Here is a 16572-nt window from a genome sequence, read left to right as displayed (position 1 = left end):
AAAAATTTTCTGAGCGTACTGATGCAATCGTGCAAGCCTGCCGATCAGGGTGCTACAAGGTCTTGAGCCAGGCCCGCAGGCGCGTGCGCGCATTCGCATACGGCGACGCCGTATTGAACTGGATCATGCGTCCCATCGTGTAATGCGTGTACCAGGGCTGGCCATACAATTGCGCATCGTCATGGCTTTCAATCAGCGCCAGCAGCTGGTCTTTCGCCTGTGCCAGGCGCTGCAGCAAGTCGTCCATATTCAAGTCAGCATAGTCGGCATAGAAGCGCTGCGCCAGTTTTCCCAGAGCGTTCCACGTGAAACCTTCGGCGGGAAAGGCGATGTCCTCGATGCGTTTGCCGTCGCGCAGCTGCGCGTGCCAGTGCAAGACCAGCTCATTCCAACCGACCAGATAGGCGAGCAAGTCGCACACGCTCATGCGCGTGCCCGCCACTTGGCCTTCCAGCACGGGTTCCCGCGCCAGCGCCGGCGGCACGCGCGCCAGCTCCTGCATCAACTTCGCATACGTGCTGTCGATGGCGGCTATCAGTGCCTGCTTGCTGTCGGGGATCGCCATCAGGCCGCCTTCACGACCGGCAAGCCGGCCGCCTGCCAATCGTCGTAGCCGCTGCCGAGACGGCGCGCATGCAAGCCGTGCTGGCGCAGGGCCGCCACGGCTTGCACGGACAGCACGCAATACGGGCCGCGACAGTAGGCGGCGATTTCTGCATTCGCCGGTAATTCGCCCAGGCGGCGCTGCAAGTCATCAAAGGGAATATTGACCGCACCGGGCAAGTGGCCGGCCGCAAATTCCTGCGCCGGCCGCACGTCGAGCACGGTGATGCTGGCTTCGCGCATGCGTTCCAGCAACTCGTCGCCCGTGATCGCTTCCACGTGGTCGCCCCGGCCCAGCGCCTGCAATTCGCTGCGCTGGTGCTGCGCATACACGTCCAGCGCGGCCAGCAGTTGCACGATGGGGCCGCTGCCCAGCCGGTACAGCACGCGCTTGCCGTCGCGCCGCGCCAGCACGAAACCGGCGCGCCGCAACTGCTGCAAATGCTGGGAGGTATTCGCCACGGACAAGCCCGTCAACTCCACCAATTGCTCCACCGCATACTCGCCATGCACGATCTGCTCGAGCAGGCGCAGGCGCGGCGCGCTGCCTAAAATATGGGCAAACCCGGCGGAACCGGTGAGAAGTTCGATATCGGCATTTTTCATTGACACGATGCTAGCACCCTTATAACATTCAAGCAATCAATTGAATGTTAGGGACAGCAATGCAAATACTCTGGCTCGATGCGCTGGCGATCGGCGCGGGCGCGACGGCGGTGATGGATGTGTGGGCGGTGGCCTTGAAACGTTTCTGGTGCATTCCCTCGCTGAACTTTGCGATGGTGGGACGCTGGCTGGGCCATCTGCCGCGCGGCACATTCACCCACGCCAACATCGCCCAGGCGGCGCCCGTGCGCGATGAAGCCATCCTGGGCTGGACGGCTCACTATGCGATCGGCGTGCTGTTTGCGGCCGTGCTGCTGGCGCTGGTGGGTGAGAGGTGGGTGCAAGCGCCGACCTTCGCGCCGGCCCTGCTGGCGGGCCTCGTCAGCGTGGCCGCGCCGTTTTGCATCTTGCAGCCGGGCATGGGCGCCGGCCTGGCCGCCAGCAAGACGCCGCATCCGACGGCCGCCCGCCTGCGCAGCCTGATGGCCCACACGGCGTTCGGCATCGGCCTGTACCTGGCGGCGCTGCTGTGGTCGACGGTCCGCTAGGATGTCAGCGGCGGCACGGGCGCGGGCGCCGGCGCGGCTGCCACCGCCGACATGGCCGGTGCCTCGGGCTGGGCCGGCACCGTGCTCAGCACCATCGTGCTGGGCTTGGCGATCGCGATATGCGCCGCGTCCAGGCGCTTGAGCAGTTCAAACAGCAGCGCGCTGCGGATGCCCGAGGTCAAACGCGGCGACGAGGCATAGCCGGTGGCGTTGAACAGCAACAAGCCATTGTCGATGCCGTCGAGCTGTACGCTGGGCGCCGGCGTGTCGAGCACGTCGGGATTGTCGACAAAGGTGGACAGGATCAGCGCGCGCGCCGCTTGCGCATCCGTGCCCAGCGGCAACGGCAGCTTGACTTGCACCAGGCCCAGCGGATTGGCCAGGGTGACGTTGCGCACCGTCTTGGTGATGAATTCCGAGTTCGGCACGATCACCGTCGAGCGGTCGCTCAGTTGAATTTCCGTGGCGCGCACGTTGATGCGGCGAATGTCGCCCTCCACACCGCCGAGTGACACCCAGTCGCCCACTTTCACCGGACGTTCGGCCAATAAAATCAGGCCGGAGACGAAGTTCTGCACCACCGCCTGCAAGCCAAAACCGATACCCACCGACAAGGCCGACGCCACCCACGCGATGCGTTCCAGGCCGATGCCGGCGGCCGACAGGGCCAGCGCCACGGCCAGCACGCCGCCGATGTAGCCAAACAGCGTGATGAACGACACTTGCATGCCGGAATCAAGGTTGGTGGTCGGCAAATAACTGTTTTGCAGCCAGCGCTTGAACAGGCCCAGCGCAACAAAACCGGCGAGCAACACCAGCAAGGCCTGGATCAGCGCGGCAGGGCGGATCGCCACCTCACCGATGGCCAGGCCATCCTGCAGCTTGCCGACCCGCTGGAACAGCTCGCCCGGCCCTTCGCCGAACGGCGCCAGCAGCAGCATCAGGGCCAGCAGCACGACGATGGCGCGGCCTATGCCCGACAGCAGCACGGCCGCCTGGTCGCGCGCCTTCGGCGTGGCCAGCACGGGGTTGGCCACATCCGGCGGGGGCGGGGTGGAAGCCAGCAGCATGCAGATATCGTCGACCAGCACCGTCAGCAGATAGGTGCTGCACAGCACCACGATGACCCAGGCGATTTGCTTGGCGACAAAGCTGCCGAACGCCACATAGCCGACCAGCAAGCTGATGACGCTGGACGCCAGCGCCAGCCACAACAGCACCGTGACGCAGCGCAGCCACAGCGGCGTGACCAGGGTGGCGGGATCGGCCTCGCGCAACTGGCGCCAGCAGCGCTCGGCGCGCATCAAGCCGTAGGCGATGGTCGTGCTCATCACCAGGGCGACGATGCAGTTGACGGCCACGGCCGTCGACAGGCCCGCATTGATGACGATGGTGACCCGTTCCGTCGCCCACACGAGCACGACGATGAAGGAAAACATCGATGGAAAGTTGCGCATGCGGTGCGCCAGCGCGTCAGGCAAGGGCAGCAAACGCCACGACACGCGCCGTGGCGACAGCAGCGCGTGGCCCAGTCCCGCCGTAAAACCGGCAAAACAGATGATGCCGATCAAGCTGCTGAGGAAAGTCGAGGTTTTGTCCGACAGGCCGCCCTCCCAGCGCAAGCCCATGGCCAGCAATTCCGCCACCAGTCCCGGCGTGGCCAGCGCCAGCACCAGCACGGCCAGCGCATGCAAGGAACGGCGCAAGCGGCCATGCGGCACGCGCGTGGCCGTGACTACCAGCAGGTAGCGCGAAGCCCAGACGCTGGCGCCGATCACGGCCACGATGGCGGCCAGCAAGCCGCCCCAGGCCGACCACGGCGTGGCGCTCGCCGCGTTCGCCAACTCCAGCTCCAGCGCCCGCAGGCGCTGCAAGTTCTGCGGTAATTCCGCATGCAGCTGTTTCCAGAAAGAACCAGCCAAAATCGACGCCGTGCGTTCACCCAGGCGCGCCTGCAACTGCGCGCGGCGCACCGTCGACACCTGCTCCGAGGCCTGCGTCGCTTCCACGGCCAGCAAGCGCGCCAGTTTCACCTGCGCATCAAGCGCGCTGCTGGTGCGGTCCAGCTGGCTGCGCTGCGCCGCCACGTCGGGCGCATCTTTTACCCCCGCCGCCGGCTTGCCCAGCTCGGCCAGCCGCGCCTGCACGCTCGACAATGTCGGCGCGAGCGCGTCGGCCACCTTGTCCGCTTCGGTGCTGGCCGCCAGCGCATCGGCGCGCATCTGCGACAGGGTCGCGTCATCGAGATCGGCCTCGCCATCGAGCGCCTTCTGGATGCCGGTAATTTGCTTGCGCAAGCCGTCGAGGCGCTGGTCGGCCGTGGCGGCGTCATCGACGGGCTGCGACCAGGCGGGCGGCGCGGATAGCGAGCACGCCAGCAACAATGCCAGCAGGAAAGGGAAGAAACGGAGACGGAAAGAAGTCATGCGGACCTATGCCTGAAAATGAGAAAAACTGCCGGACTGACGGCGGCGCCGGTCATGGCGTGCCGCCCGGCGGGTGCCTGCCAATATAGCTGAAAACACCGGCAAGCCGCAGGATCAGCGGAACTGGCGTGTGCCTCCAGGCGCGACTAGGCATATTGCCCTATGGAAATGTCATTCAAAAAGGTCTAGGATCGTCGTCCGCTTGGCGGCGCGGCACCCATCTGCACGCCGCCGACCTTTTCACCATTCCCTCCGTATTGAGACAGCCATGAAGTTTTTATCCAACCTGACCATCGGCACACGCCTCGCCACAGGCTTTGGCGCCATCGGCGCCATGCTGATCATCATCTCTTGCCTGGGCATCGCCATGCTGGGCAAGATCAACCAGGGCACCGGCCATATCGTGCATGACAGCATGCCGAAGATCGAGCTCGCCAACAGCGTGTCAGCCAACATCAACGACATCGCCATCGCGCTGCGCAACATGATGCTCAGCGCCGATCCGGCCGACCAGCGCAAGCAAACGGACGCCATCCTGGCCGCGCGCCAGGCGGCGGCCGGCAATCTCGGCAAGCTCGCCCGCATGCTCGATTCCGACCGTGAACGCGCCTTGCTGGCCAAGATGAACGACGCCAACACGCGCTATGCGCAGGGGCAGGAAGCCTTGCTTGAACTGATCCGTAGCGGCACGCCGGACGACAGCAGCGCCTACCTGTACGGCCAGCTGCGCCCCGTATTGCTCGTCTACAAACAATTGATTGCTGAACAGATCAGCTTGCAAAATACCCTGGCCAACACGGCAGGCGACAACGCGAATGCCACCTATGCCAACACGCGTACCTTGCTGATCGGCATGTCGCTGGCGGCGCTGGCCATCGCGGCGGCGTTGGCGTATGGCATCACGCGCTCGATCACCGGCCCCGTCACCACGGCGCTGCAGGTGGCCAACACGGTGGCCGCTGGCGATTTGCGCAGCCAGATCACCGTGCAATCGAGCGATGAAATGGGGCAACTGTTGCAGGCGCTCAAGCGCATGAACGACAACCTGGCGCAAACGGTGGGCACGGTGCGCACCGGCACGGAAACGATCGCCTCGGCCTCGTCCGAAGTGGCGGCGGGCAGCCTGGACCTGTCTGCGCGCACGGAGCAGCAAGCCAGCTCGCTGGAAGAGACGGCGTCATCGATGGAAGAGCTGACCTCGACCGTCAAGCAGAATGCCGACAATGCGCGCCAGGCGCACGTGCTGGCCGACACGGCTTCCGGCGTGGCGCAGCGCGGCGGCGCCGTCATCGCGCAAGTGGTGGCGACCATGCGGCAAATCGACGCCTCGTCGAACAAGATCGCCGACATCATCGGCGTCATCGACGGCATCGCCTTCCAGACGAATATTCTTGCCTTGAACGCGGCCGTGGAAGCGGCGCGCGCGGGCGAACAGGGCCGCGGCTTTGCCGTCGTGGCGACGGAAGTGCGCAGCCTGGCGCACCGCTCGGCCGCCGCGGCCAAGGAAATCAAGACCCTGATCGACGACTCGACCCAGACCGTGGCGGCCGGCAGCGAGCTCGTGCACCAAGCGGGCGACACCATGAGCGACCTGGTCGACAGCGTGCGCCGCGTCACCGACATCATGGAAGAAATCACCTCGGCCAGCGCGGAGCAGACGGCCGGCATCGAGCAAATCAACCAGGCCATCAGCGAAATGGACAACGTCACCCAGCAAAACGCGGCCCTGGTGGAAGAATCGGCGGCCGCCGCCGCTGCCATGCAGGAGCAGGCGGCTACCCTGGCGCAGGTGGTGAGCGCCTTCAAGCTGGAAGCCGGCGCACCGGCAAGCAAGCCGGCAATCGCCGCGACAACCGTACCGCGCCAGCAAGCCGTCGCCCTGCGCGTACCGGCCGCCAGCAAAGCTGCACCGGCGGCAACGGCGTCATCCGACTGGGAAGAGTTCTAAGACAGCAACGCCACAGGTGCCTCTCGGCGCCTGTGGCGTCATGCAGCATGGGCTGCTTCCTGTTACGTGACCTGATCCATGTCAATCAACAATCCAGTTTGCCACGGCGCGGCTAGGCCAAGATTTCTCTGCGGATGATCTCCGCGCCGGCACTGAGCGCATTGAGCTTGCCTCTGGCTACGCGGCGCGACAAGGGCGCCATGCCGCAGTTGGTGCTCGGGTAGAGTTTGTCGGCATCGACAAACCGCAGCGCCTTGCGCAGGGTGTCGGCCACTTCCTCCGGCGTTTCAATGGCATTGTTTGCCACGTCGATGGCGCCGACCATCACTTTTTTGCCGCGTATGAGTTCAATCAGGTCGATGGGCACACGCGAGTTGTGGCATTCCAGCGAGATGATGTCGATATTCGATTGCTGCAGCTTGGGGAACGATTCCTCATATTGACGCCATTCGGAGCCCAGCGTATTTTTCCAGTCCGTATTGGCCTTGATGCCGTAGCCATAGCAAATATGCACGGCCGTTTCGCATTTGAGCCCTTCGATCGCCCGCTCCAGGGTGGCAATACCCCAGTCATTGACTTCATCAAAGAAAACATTGAATGCCGGTTCGTCAAACTGGATGATGTCGACGCCGGCCGCCTCCAGTTCCCTGGCTTCCTGATTCAGGATCTTGGCAAATTCCCAGGCCAGTTTTTCGCGGCTCTTGTAGTGGCTGTCATACAGCGTATCGATCATCGTCATCGGACCTGGCAGCGCCCATTTGATCGGCTGCGTGGTTTGCTGGCGTAAAAACCTGGCGTCATCGACAAACACCGGTTTCGGGCGGCTCACGGCGCCAACGACGGTCGGCACGCTCGCATCGTAGCGGTCGCGGATTCTGACGGTCTCGCGTTTGTCAAAATCGACGCCGCTCAGATGCTCGATAAACGTGGTGACGAAATGCTGGCGCGTCTGCTCGCCATCACTGACGATATCGATGCCGGCCTGCTGTTGTTCCTGCAGCGACAAACGCAAGGCATCCTGTTTGCCTTCGATCAATTCCTCGTCCTGTAATTTCCAGGGCGACCACAGCTTTTCAGGCTGCGCCAGCCAGGAAGGTTTGGGCAAGCTGCCGGCAGTTGAAGTAGGCAATAATTTTTTCATGATGATTGATGTCGTGTATTTGATTAATCAGAGAGCGTAATTGGCAGCCCATTGTTCCAGAATATGCTTGTACGGCTTGATGAAATGCTCTTCCGTATATTTTCCCTGCTTGACGGCCAGCTGGCTGCGCTCTTCCCGGTCATAGACAATTTGCGTCAGCGAATAATCCTGATTCTTCAGGCTAGGCTGATAAACTTTTCCCGCCGCTGAATTGGCATTGTAGATTTCGGGCCGATAAATCTTTTGAAACGTCTCCATCGTGCTGATGGTGCCGATCAGCTCAAGATTGCTGTAGTCACCCAGCAGGTCGCCGATAAAATAAAAAGCCAGGGGGGCGGCACTGTTTGGCGGCATGAAATAGCGAACTTGCATCCCCATTTTTTCGAAATATTCATCCGTCGATGAAAATTCATTCTGTTGATACTCGACGCCCAGGATGGGGTGCTGATTTTCAGTGCGCTGATAGGTCTTGCTGCTCGAGGCGCTGATGCAGATAACGGGCGCCTTGTTGAAGTGTTCCTTGTAAGTATTTGACCTGACAAAGTGCTTGAACAGCTTGCCATGAAAATCGCCGAAATCCTCCGGTGCGCTGAATGCAGATTGATTGTTGTTGTGCTCTGGCAGCAACACGCTGAAGTCGTAATCGCGGACGTAAGAGGAGAAGTTATTTCCTGCAATGCCGGCGATGCGTTCGCCGGTTTTTTTGTCGATGATGGTCGGCTTTAGTATCTCGATCAAGGGGATATTGCCGCCTTTGACGTCAATATTCAATTCGACGGAAATGATTTCAAGCTCGACAGAGTAGCGGTCCGCCTTCGGGTTATCCCAATGCGCCAGGCTGTTGAAACGGCTGTCGATCATTTTCAGGGTGTTGCGCAAGTTCTCCTGGCGGCTCGTTCCCCTGGCCAAATTGGCAAAGTTGGTCGTCAGGCGCGTATTGTCCGATGGATGATAGTTTTCATCGAAAATAATGCTTTTGATGCTGAATGCAAAATCTTTGCTCATGGTGATCTGGTGTCCTGAATTCTGCGAAAGGATGAATGGGGTAATTGCTTGGTGACCGTGGCGATGCGTATCAGGCTGCGACCACCTCTTCAGCGGTGACCGGGCTCGCATGGCGCGTCAATGCGATCAATGGCAATGCCCGTTGCACGGCCAGCGCGGCCCGCTGGATCAGGGCCTCGTCCTGCACGCGGTAGTCGGCGAAATCCTTGTCGGTGGCATACACGCCCAGCGGCAATGTGCGCGCCTGGAAAAAGCTGAACAACGGACGCAACTGGTGGTCGATCATCAGGGCATGGCGCTCGCTGCCGCCGGTGGCCGCCAGCAGGACGGGCTTGTCGATCAGGGCATCCTGATGAATGAAGTCGAAGAAATGCTTGAACAGTCCCGTGTAGGAGCCGCGGTAGACCGGTGTTGTCACCACCAGGATGTCGGCTTGCTCGACGGCAACAAGGTCCCGCTCCACCGTCTCGGGCAGGTGGGAGCGCCAGACCGCGCCGGCCAGCTGGGGGGCGAGCTGGCCCAGTTCGACCAGGCGTTGTTCGCACAGCACTTCCTCGGCGATCAGGTCCATCAGGTGCTCTGCCAGGGCGGCCGCCTTGGAAGGGCGTTGCAGCCCGCCGGAAACCGCGACTAAACGAAGTGGACGTGTCATGTTTGCTTTCATGTGGATGGATGCGCCAGGGCCGTAAAAGTGCAGGCAACAAGGGGATCGATGATAGCGGCGGGAATCGATGAAGTATAATGGTCTTATTTCATACATCCATGAACATGGCTCATCTCAATGCTTGAACGCATCCACCTCAGCATCGTCCAGCAGGTCGAGAAACAAGGGTCGCTGACGGCCGCCGCAGGCGTGCTGCACCTGACCCAGTCGGCCCTGAGCCACAGCATGAAGAAGCTGGAGCAGCAACTGGGCACCGACGTCTGGCTGCGCGAAGGGCGCAACCTGCGCCTGACGCAGGCCGGCCAGTATCTGCTGGCGGTGGCGAACCGGGTGCTGCCGCAACTGGACCTGGCCGAAGAGCGCCTGGGCCAGTTCGCGCAGGGCGAGCGCGGCGCGTTGCGCATCGGCATGGAATGCCACCCTTGCTACCAGTGGCTACTGAAGGTGGTGTCGCCGTATCTGGCCGCATGGCCCGACGTGGATGTGGACGTCAAACAGAAGTTCCAGTTCGGCGGAATCGGCGCGCTCTTCGGCTACGAGATCGACTTGCTCGTCACGCCCGACCCGCTGTACAAGCCGGGACTGACGTTCGAACCCGTGTTCGACTACGAGCAGGTGCTCGTCGTGGCCAAGGGCCATGCGCTGGCGGCGGCGGCCTATGTGCAGCCTCAGCAACTGACGCAGGAAGTGCTGATCAGCTACCCCGTAGACATCGAACGCCTGGATATCTATAACCAGTTCCTCTTGCCGGCCGGTGTCACGCCCAAGCGCCACAAAGCCATCGAAACCACCGACATCATGCTGCAGATGGTGGCCAGCGGCCGCGGCGTGGCCGCCCTGCCGCGCTGGCTGGTCGAGGAGTACGCGGCCAAGATGGACGTGGTGCCTGTGCGGCTGGGCGCGCGCGGCATCGCCAAGCAGATTTTCCTGGGGGCACGCGAGACGGACACCGCCATCGACTACGTGCGCGCCTTCATCGCACTGGCGCGCCAGCCTGCCAGCGCCAGTGCGCAGTGACCGCAGCGACGCCATGGGTCATCTCTTGATGCATCCCGCTCAGCTCGGGTCCGCTGGCCACGTCACGCACGCGTATTCCCTGGAAGTCAGTGCGAAGGACATGCCGGCGTTGAGCGCGGCGGCGCCGCGGATAGCGCCCGCGTCCACCATTGCCATTCCCTACCTGCCGCGCGAGGACAACGCCGCGCGGCTGGCCGCGGCCCGCACCGTGCGCGCGCTCGGCTTCGAACCCATGCCGCACCTGTCCGCGCGCCGTATTGCCTCGTTCGCCGAGTTTGAGTCATTCGTCCAGCGCGCCGTCGCCGAAGCAGGCGTCGAGCGCTGCTTCGTGATCGCCGGCGATCCATCCACCGCGATGGGGCCGTTTTCCGACAGTGCCGCGCTGATCGACACAGGCGTGTTCGAGCGCGCAGGCATGCAGGTGATCGGCGTGGGTGGTCATCCGGAAGGCCATCCGGTCATGAGCAAGGCAGAGCAGTGGGATGTGCTCGAACGCAAGTGCCGCAGCATCGCGCAGCGCGGCATGACGCCCTTGATCGTCACGCAGTTTGCGTTTGATGCCGATATCGTGTTGACGTGGCTCAAAGCGCTGCGCGAGCGGGGCATAGAGCATCCCGTGCGCGTGGGCGTGCCGGGTCCCGCCAGCATCGCGGTGCTGGCCCGCTATGCCGCATTGTGCGGCGTCAGTGCATGCGCCTCGATGTGGTCCAAGTACGGCGTGTCCATCGGCAAGCTGTTCGGCACGGCGGGGCCGGACCTGTTTGTCGAGCGCCTGGCCGCCGGGCTGACAGCGGCACACGGCGAGGTCAGCCTGCATTTCTTTCCCTTCGGCGGCATTGCACAGTCCGTGAAGTGGATCGAGCAGTACCGTTCCCGCGCCAACCCGGCCCCTGGCTGACGAGCGCCTCGCCAGCGGCAGCGCGCCGCCGGCGACAGGCGCCATCCGTCCTGCTTACTCCACCGTCACCGACTTGGCCAGATTGCGTGGCTTGTCCACATCCGTGCCGCGCGCCAGGGCCGTGTGATACGCCAGCAATTGCAGCGCGACCACGTGCAGGATCGGCGACAGGTCGCCGTAGTGCTCGGGCAGGCGGATGACGTGCAAGCCTTCGCCGGAGCTGATGCGCGAATCGACGTCGGCGAAGACGTACAGCTGGCCGCCGCGGGCGCGCACTTCCTGCATGTTCGACTTCAGCTTTTCGATCAGCGCGTCGTTCGGCGCGATGGTAACGACCGGCATTTCATTCGTCACCAGGGCCAGCGGGCCGTGCTTCAGTTCGCCGGCCGGATACGCTTCGGCGTGAATATACGAAATTTCCTTCAGTTTCAGGGCGCCTTCCAGGGCGATCGGGTAGTGCATGCCGCGGCCCAGGAAGAGGGCGTTTTCCTTGCGGGCGAATTCTTCCGACCAGGCGATGATTTGCGGCTCCAGCGCCAGCACGGACGCGATGGCGACGGGCAAGTGGCGCATGGCTTTCAGGTGCGCCGCTTCCTGTTCTTCGCTCAAGCGGCCATTGACTTGCGCCAGGCACAGGGTCAGCAGGAACAGGCCGGCCAGCTGCGTCGTAAACGCCTTGGTCGAGGCCACGCCCACTTCCACGCCGGCGCGCGTGATATAGGCCAGCGCGCATTCGCGCACCATGGCGCTGGTGGCCACGTTGCAGATGGTCAAGGTGTGCTGCATGCCCAGGCTGCGCGCATGTTTCAGGGCGGCCAGGGTGTCGGCCGTTTCGCCGCTTTGCGAAATGGTCACCACCAGCGTGTTCGGGTGCGGCACGCTGTCGCGGTAGCGGTATTCGCTGGCCACTTCCACGCTGACGGGCACCTTGGCGATGGCCTCGATCCAGTACTTGGCCGTCATGCCCGCATACGAGCTGGTGCCGCAGGCGAGGATCAGCACGCGGTCGATCTGCTTGAAGATGGCATAAGCGTTATCGCCGAACAATTCCGGCATGATGCCCGTCACGCCTTCGAGCGTGTCGCCGATGGCGCGCGGCTGCTCAAAGATTTCCTTTTGCATGTAGTGACGGTACGGGCCCAGCTCGGCCGCGCCCGTGTGGGCGTGCACGGTTTTCACTTCGCGCTCGACGGGCTTGCCATCCACGTCGACGATCCAGCAGCGCGACAGTTGCAGGTCGACCACGTCGCCTTCTTCCAGGTAAATGATCTGGTCCGTCGTGCCGGCCAGCGCCATGGCGTCGGACGCGACAAAGTTTTCACCATTGCCCAGGCCGACGATCAGGGGCGAGCCCTGGCGCGCCGCGACCACGCGGTGCGGCTCGTCGCGGCAAAAGACGGCGATCGCATACGCGCCGTCCAGGCGTTTCACGGCCTGCTGCACGGTTTCAAACAAATCGCCGTTGTACATGTGCTCGACCAGGTGGGCGATCACTTCCGTGTCCGTCTGGCTCTGGAAGACGTAACCCAAGGCCGTCAGTTCGGCGCGCAGTTCGTCGTGGTTTTCGATGATGCCGTTGTGCACCAGCGCCACGCGGGCATTCTCTTCCGTCGGGGAGAAGTGCGGGTGGGCATTGAAGGAGACAGGGGCGCCATGCGTGGCCCAGCGCGTGTGGGCGATGCCCGTGAAACCGCTCAAGCCTTCTTCCGCGATCTGCTTTTCCAATTCCGCCACGCGCGAGGTGGAGCGCGAACGCTGCAAGCGGCCATCCGCATGCAGGGCAATGCCGCAGGAATCGTAGCCGCGGTATTCCAGGCGCTTCAAGCCTTCGAGCAGGATGGGAGTGATATTACGTTGCGCTACCGCGCCGACGATGCCGCACATGGAAACCTCTGTCTAAAATTTAATCAATGCAAGCATGCTAATGCAGAGTGAATGAAATATGCTTTCTAAATCTGTGCATTTTTGACTGAATATTTCACACTCATTTTGTGATGAAATATTATTTCATTTAGAATCAATTTATTTTCCAATTCATCAAAACCATGAGCGATAGCAACATTACCCTCGACGAGATCGATCGTCGCATCCTGAACGCCTTGCAAATTGATGCATCGCAAACCAACAGTGAGCTGGCGCAAGCGGTGCACGTTTCGGCGCCCACCTGTTTGCGGCGGGTCAAGCATTTGCGGGAAAGCGGCGTCATCGAACGGCAAGTGGCCATCGTCGCGCCGCAGCTGGTGGGCGCGCGCCTGACGGCCATCGTGGAAATCACGCTCGACGTGCAGGCGGCGGAACGCATGGCGGAATTCGAGCAGCTCGTGGCGGGCGAGTCCGCCGTGCTGCAATGCTACCGCGTCTCGCCCGGCCCCGACTTCGTGCTGATGGTGCAGGTGGCCGACATGCCCGCGTATCACGCGCTGGCGCACCGCCTGTTTGCCGCGCACGCAAATGTGCGCAACGTGAAAAGCTATTTTTCCACGTTCCGCAGCAAATTCGAGACGCGCATCGCCGTGTGATTTTTTACTTTCATTTATCCACCGCTTGCACACCGCTTGCCCACACACTTATACGGTGCTTTTCCACCGCTTATGCCGCACTTGCCCACAGGCTTATGCACAAGCATGACGCGGGCAAGCCATGGCAGCAGAGCAAGGGATGCGCGGGGAAGCAGCGTCAGGCGGCCCGCGACGGTACCGCACCAACATGCAAAGAGTAGACAAGCTACTGCCAGCTTGACTTGTGCACCGGCTGCACACAGCTTGCCAACAAGTTACGAGTCCAGTTATCGACAGGCTTATCCACAGCCCGTCCGCGGCGGCAGACGGGAAAACTCAGGGGCGCACTTCCGCTTCGGCATAGAAGCGGTAGCCGGCGTTGCGGGCGGTATTGATGGGCAAGGCCAGGCCCGCCGCCTGTTCCGCCTTGCGGCGCAAGCGGCTGATCTGGGTGTCCAGGCGGCGCTGGTCGTAGGTGAGAAAATCCTCGCCCAGCGATTGCACGATCTGCTGGCGGCTGACGATGCGTTCCGGCTCGGCCATCAGCACGTGCAGCACGATGACGTCCTGTTGCGATAGCGCAATGGCGCCGCAGCCGGGCGGCAAGAGGCGGCGCGGTCCCAGTTCCAGCACCCAGGCCGTGGCGGGCGGCGGCGCGTCGGCGGGCGGCGCGCCCAAACGCCGGGCCAGCGCGCCCAGGGTGGCGGCCAGCTCATCGAGGTCGGCGCTCTTCGGCAGGTAATAGTCGGCACCACCGCCCAGTCCGTTGACCTTGTCCTGCGTGGCCCCGCGCGCCGTAAACACGACGATGCCGATGGGCTGCCCCTGCGCGCGCAAGGCGCGCACCAGCACCATGCCTTCGCCATCGGGCAAGCCCAGGTCGATGATGGCAATGCGGTGCACGGCCGGCGCGTAGCAGGCGTGGAAGGCGGCCAGGTCGGCCACGGCGCTGACGCGGTAGCCGCAATCGCCGAGAAACTCGGTCAACTCGTGGCGCAGCACGGCTTCGTCTTCAAGCAGGATGAGGTTCAACATGGCGCAAGGATAACCGATCGCCGTGGGGCCGGGAAGTTGTCTTTCTGACTCCCATGCTGGCCGTGGTAAGCTGCCTCGCCATGAAAATCCTGCTCGCCCTTTGCCTGTTCTTCACCGCCCTGTTCCCCCACGCTGCAGTTGCCGCGCCCCTGCCTGCGCCGCTGCTGCTGCCGGCCAGCGGGCAGCCCGTGTCCGCCAGCGGCCACTTGCAGATGCTGCGCGATGCCACGGGCCGGCTGGGGCCCGATGCGGCATTGGCGGCGCCAGGCTGGCGCACCTTGCCCGGCGCCGTCAGCGCCGGATACACGCAGGACGCCGTCTGGCTGCGCCTGGACGTCACGCGCGCGGCAGCCTCCCCCGATGAATGGGTCGTGCGTTTCAGCAACGCTGTGCTTGACGACGTGCGGCTGTACCGCTGGGACGCGGCAGGCCACTGGGTCTTGCAGGAAGCGGGCGCCGACGTGGCGCGCGGCAACTGGCCCATCGATGCGCGCCAGGTGGTGTTTCCGCTGCGCCTGCAAGCCGACACGCCGCAGCGCTGGCTGGTGCGCCTGCACAGCAAAAAAGCCATGTCGACGGAGCTGACCTTGCTGCCCAGCGATGCCTTCGACAACGCTTCGCGCCGCGAATACCTGTACTACGGCTTGCAGTTCGGCAGTTATTTGCTCTTGATCCTGTTCCATATCTTTTTCTGGCGCATGACGCGCGAAGCCCACAGCGGCTGGTATCTGCTGTACGTGCTGACGAATGCCACGACGGAAGCGCTGACGATCGCCATTCCCCAGCAAATCTTCACCATGCCGAACTGGCTGTCCGATCCCATGCTGGGCGTGTCGATGGCGATGTCCATCGCCGTCGGCGCGCGTTTTTCCACATTGCAACTGGAACTGCCCGCCCTGTATCCCCGTTTCAGCCGCGTCGTGGTGGGTTTGACGGCCGCTGCCGCGCTGTGCGGGGCGCTGCTGGTGCTGCACGGCGACTATGCCGCCGGCGTGCTCGTCGTGCAAATGACGGCCTTGCCGCTGATCGTGCTGTTCATCGCCCTGGCCAGCTGGCTGGCGCTGCGCGGGCATCGTCCGGCGCACGCTTTCCTGTTTATCTTCGGCATCTTTTACGCGGGCGTGGTGATCAGTTTCCTGCGCAATATGGCCATCGTGCCGCCGAACTTCTGGACCAACCATGCGGCCACCCTGGGCGCCTTCGTGCACATGATGCTGATGAGCCTGCGCCTCAACCGCCGCTACGCCGAATTGCGCCGCGCCAAGGACCGCGCACAGGCGGAGGCCGTCAGCGCCGTGCGCGCCCTGAATGAACGGCTGGAAGAGCAGGTGGCGCTGCGCACCGTGGCGCTGCGGCAGGAAATCGGCCGGCGCGCCGTGCTCGAAGGCGAATTGCGCGCCGCGCTGGAAGTGGAAACCCGCACCCGCGAAGAGCAGCAGGATTTCGTTGCCATGGTGTCGCATGAATTCCACACGCCTTTGGCCATCATCAATACCACGGCCCAGCAAATTGCCCGCAACACGGACGCGCCGCGGGAAAAAACCCTGCAGCGCTGCCAGAACCTGCGCGAAGCGAGCGGCCGCATGACGGCGCTGGTGGATGAATACCTGAGCGCCGACCGCATGGAAACGAGCGCGGCAACCTTCCGGCCCCTGCCATGCGACTTGCCCGCGCTGCTGACGGCCGTGCTGGCCGAATGGCCACCAGGCCGCATCGAAGCCAGCGTACAGGCGCTGCCCGCCAGCGCCGTGGTGGACGCCAGCCTGCTGCGCGTGGCCCTGCGCAACTTGCTCAGCAATGCCGACCGGCACGCGCCGCAAGCCCTGGCGATCCGCGTGCAGGCCGGCACGCTCGAGGACGGCCGCGTGCAGATCGCCGTCAGCAACGAAGGCGAGCCGCTGCCCGCCGATGAAATCCCGCGCCTGTTCCAGAAATACTTCCGTGGCCGCATCGCCCAGCACAAGCCTGGCGCCGGGCTGGGCCTGTACCTGGTGCAGCGCATCGCCGAATTGCACGGCGGCCAGGTGATACTGGCCAGCGCCGGCAACAACGGCACCATCAGCTTCGCCCTGCGCCTGCCCGTCTGACGACCGCGCGTATTCCCGACTAAATCAGTCGGGAATCGCTCAGGTTTGCTCAATTTTAAATTTCCCCGTTCTGATATCTTTCCGTTCAGAAATCTT

The 16572-nt window shown here is 63.2% G+C and carries 14 protein-coding genes; 6 read left to right on the top strand and 8 right to left on the bottom strand.

Translation table 11 applies throughout. From position 1 onward, the window contains the following. Positions 1–52 precede the first annotated feature (52 nt). On the bottom strand, positions 53–565 hold the full coding sequence (locus VPH40_RS13170; RefSeq protein WP_328573629.1) for a ClbS/DfsB family four-helix bundle protein: 513 nt from the start codon (positions 563–565) through the stop codon (positions 53–55). Then, the gene (locus VPH40_RS13165; protein ID WP_251349615.1) at positions 565–1209 is read right to left on the bottom strand and encodes an ArsR/SmtB family transcription factor; all 645 of its coding nucleotides are present in this window, start codon (positions 1207–1209) and stop codon (positions 565–567) included. Before VPH40_RS13165 ends, VPH40_RS13170 begins: the two co-directional genes overlap by 1 nt. Before the next feature lie 59 nt (positions 1210–1268). Here VPH40_RS13165 and VPH40_RS13160 point away from each other — a divergent pair, with 59 nt between their 5' ends. Beyond that, positions 1269–1757, top strand: a complete 489-nt coding sequence (locus tag VPH40_RS13160) for a DUF2938 domain-containing protein (protein ID WP_328573628.1) — start codon at positions 1269–1271, stop codon at positions 1755–1757. Here the strand turns inward: VPH40_RS13160 and VPH40_RS13155 are convergent. Beyond that, entirely contained in the window at positions 1754–4183 is a 2430-nt protein-coding gene (locus VPH40_RS13155) for a DUF3772 domain-containing protein (protein ID WP_305056451.1), read from the bottom strand. The two genes, VPH40_RS13160 and VPH40_RS13155, sit on opposite strands and share 4 nt — an antisense overlap. Before the next feature lie 268 nt (positions 4184–4451). Here VPH40_RS13155 and VPH40_RS13150 point away from each other — a divergent pair, with 268 nt between their 5' ends. Beyond that, entirely contained in the window at positions 4452–6131 is a 1680-nt protein-coding gene (locus VPH40_RS13150; protein WP_328573627.1) for a methyl-accepting chemotaxis protein, read from the top strand. 112 nt (positions 6132–6243) lie between these two features. On the opposite strand, the gene VPH40_RS13145 is transcribed toward VPH40_RS13150, so the two are convergent. The 3 genes from VPH40_RS13145 to msuE form a co-directional block, all read right to left on the bottom strand. After that, a complete protein-coding gene (locus VPH40_RS13145; protein WP_328573626.1) occupies positions 6244–7272 on the bottom strand; it encodes a methionine synthase in 1029 nt (342 codons plus the stop codon). Positions 7273–7299: 27 nt separating this feature from the next. Further along, the gene (locus VPH40_RS13140; protein WP_289906017.1) at positions 7300–8277 is read right to left on the bottom strand and encodes a DUF1852 domain-containing protein; all 978 of its coding nucleotides are present in this window, start codon (positions 8275–8277) and stop codon (positions 7300–7302) included. Positions 8278–8347: 70 nt separating this feature from the next. Beyond that, on the bottom strand, positions 8348–8929 hold the full coding sequence (gene msuE / locus VPH40_RS13135) for an FMN reductase (RefSeq protein WP_305053657.1): 582 nt from the start codon (positions 8927–8929) through the stop codon (positions 8348–8350). A gap of 129 nt (positions 8930–9058) precedes the next feature. Between msuE and VPH40_RS13130 the strand changes: the two genes are divergently transcribed. Continuing rightward, a complete protein-coding gene (locus VPH40_RS13130; protein ID WP_289906015.1) occupies positions 9059–9958 on the top strand; it encodes a LysR family transcriptional regulator in 900 nt (299 codons plus the stop codon). A 13-nt stretch (positions 9959–9971) separates the two neighbouring features. Then, positions 9972–10856 carry a methylenetetrahydrofolate reductase gene (locus VPH40_RS13125; protein WP_328573625.1) on the top strand — a complete coding sequence of 295 codons (885 nt, stop codon included), beginning with the start codon at positions 9972–9974 and terminating at the stop codon, positions 10854–10856. 54 nt (positions 10857–10910) lie between these two features. Here the strand turns inward: VPH40_RS13125 and glmS are convergent, their stop codons facing one another. After that, on the bottom strand, positions 10911–12740 hold the full coding sequence (gene glmS / locus VPH40_RS13120; protein ID WP_099665965.1) for a glutamine--fructose-6-phosphate transaminase (isomerizing): 1830 nt from the start codon (positions 12738–12740) through the stop codon (positions 10911–10913). A gap of 161 nt (positions 12741–12901) precedes the next feature. Here glmS and VPH40_RS13115 point away from each other — a divergent pair, with 161 nt between their 5' ends. Then, the gene (locus VPH40_RS13115) at positions 12902–13375 is read left to right on the top strand and encodes an Lrp/AsnC family transcriptional regulator (RefSeq protein WP_289912580.1); all 474 of its coding nucleotides are present in this window, start codon (positions 12902–12904) and stop codon (positions 13373–13375) included. A gap of 315 nt (positions 13376–13690) precedes the next feature. Here the strand turns inward: VPH40_RS13115 and VPH40_RS13110 are convergent, their stop codons facing one another. Then, positions 13691–14389: a response regulator transcription factor gene (locus VPH40_RS13110; protein ID WP_328573624.1), complete on the bottom strand. Its 699-nt coding sequence runs from the start codon at positions 14387–14389 to the stop codon at positions 13691–13693. 80 nt (positions 14390–14469) lie between these two features. Between VPH40_RS13110 and VPH40_RS13105 the strand changes: the two genes are divergently transcribed. Further along, positions 14470–16476 carry a sensor histidine kinase gene (locus VPH40_RS13105; RefSeq protein ID WP_328573623.1) on the top strand — a complete coding sequence of 669 codons (2007 nt, stop codon included), beginning with the start codon at positions 14470–14472 and terminating at the stop codon, positions 16474–16476. Positions 16477–16572 lie beyond the last annotated feature (96 nt).

Origin of the sequence: Janthinobacterium sp. P210005, from assembly GCF_036231865.1 — a bacterium.
GTDB classification, from domain to species: Bacteria; Pseudomonadota; Gammaproteobacteria; order Burkholderiales; family Burkholderiaceae_D; genus Janthinobacterium; species Janthinobacterium kumbetense.
Note: the sequence above shows the minus strand (reverse complement) of the source record. Positions and strands in the feature narration are given on the sequence as shown.

Excerpts from the sequence above, each read along its gene's own strand:
- msuE (WP_305053657.1), bottom strand. The coding sequence starts at position 8,929 with ATGACACGTCCACTTCGTTTAGTCGCGGTTTCCGGCGGGCTGCAACGC.
- VPH40_RS13150 (WP_328573627.1), top strand. The coding sequence starts at position 4,452 with ATGAAGTTTTTATCCAACCTGACCATCGGCACACGCCTCGCCACAGGC.
- VPH40_RS13170 (WP_328573629.1), bottom strand. The coding sequence starts at position 565 with ATGGCGATCCCCGACAGCAAGCAGGCACTGATAGCCGCCATCGACAGC.
- VPH40_RS13160 (WP_328573628.1), top strand. The coding sequence starts at position 1,269 with ATGCAAATACTCTGGCTCGATGCGCTGGCGATCGGCGCGGGCGCGACG.
- VPH40_RS13110 (WP_328573624.1), bottom strand. The coding sequence starts at position 14,389 with ATGTTGAACCTCATCCTGCTTGAAGACGAAGCCGTGCTGCGCCACGAG.
- VPH40_RS13125 (WP_328573625.1), top strand. The coding sequence starts at position 9,972 with ATGGGTCATCTCTTGATGCATCCCGCTCAGCTCGGGTCCGCTGGCCAC.
- VPH40_RS13140 (WP_289906017.1), bottom strand. The coding sequence starts at position 8,277 with ATGAGCAAAGATTTTGCATTCAGCATCAAAAGCATTATTTTCGATGAA.
- VPH40_RS13145 (WP_328573626.1), bottom strand. The coding sequence starts at position 7,272 with ATGAAAAAATTATTGCCTACTTCAACTGCCGGCAGCTTGCCCAAACCT.
- VPH40_RS13105 (WP_328573623.1), top strand. The coding sequence starts at position 14,470 with ATGAAAATCCTGCTCGCCCTTTGCCTGTTCTTCACCGCCCTGTTCCCC.
- VPH40_RS13130 (WP_289906015.1), top strand. The coding sequence starts at position 9,059 with ATGCTTGAACGCATCCACCTCAGCATCGTCCAGCAGGTCGAGAAACAA.
- VPH40_RS13115 (WP_289912580.1), top strand. The coding sequence starts at position 12,902 with ATGAGCGATAGCAACATTACCCTCGACGAGATCGATCGTCGCATCCTG.
- VPH40_RS13165 (WP_251349615.1), bottom strand. The coding sequence starts at position 1,209 with ATGAAAAATGCCGATATCGAACTTCTCACCGGTTCCGCCGGGTTTGCC.
- glmS (WP_099665965.1), bottom strand. The coding sequence starts at position 12,740 with ATGTGCGGCATCGTCGGCGCGGTAGCGCAACGTAATATCACTCCCATC.
- VPH40_RS13155 (WP_305056451.1), bottom strand. The coding sequence starts at position 4,183 with ATGACTTCTTTCCGTCTCCGTTTCTTCCCTTTCCTGCTGGCATTGTTG.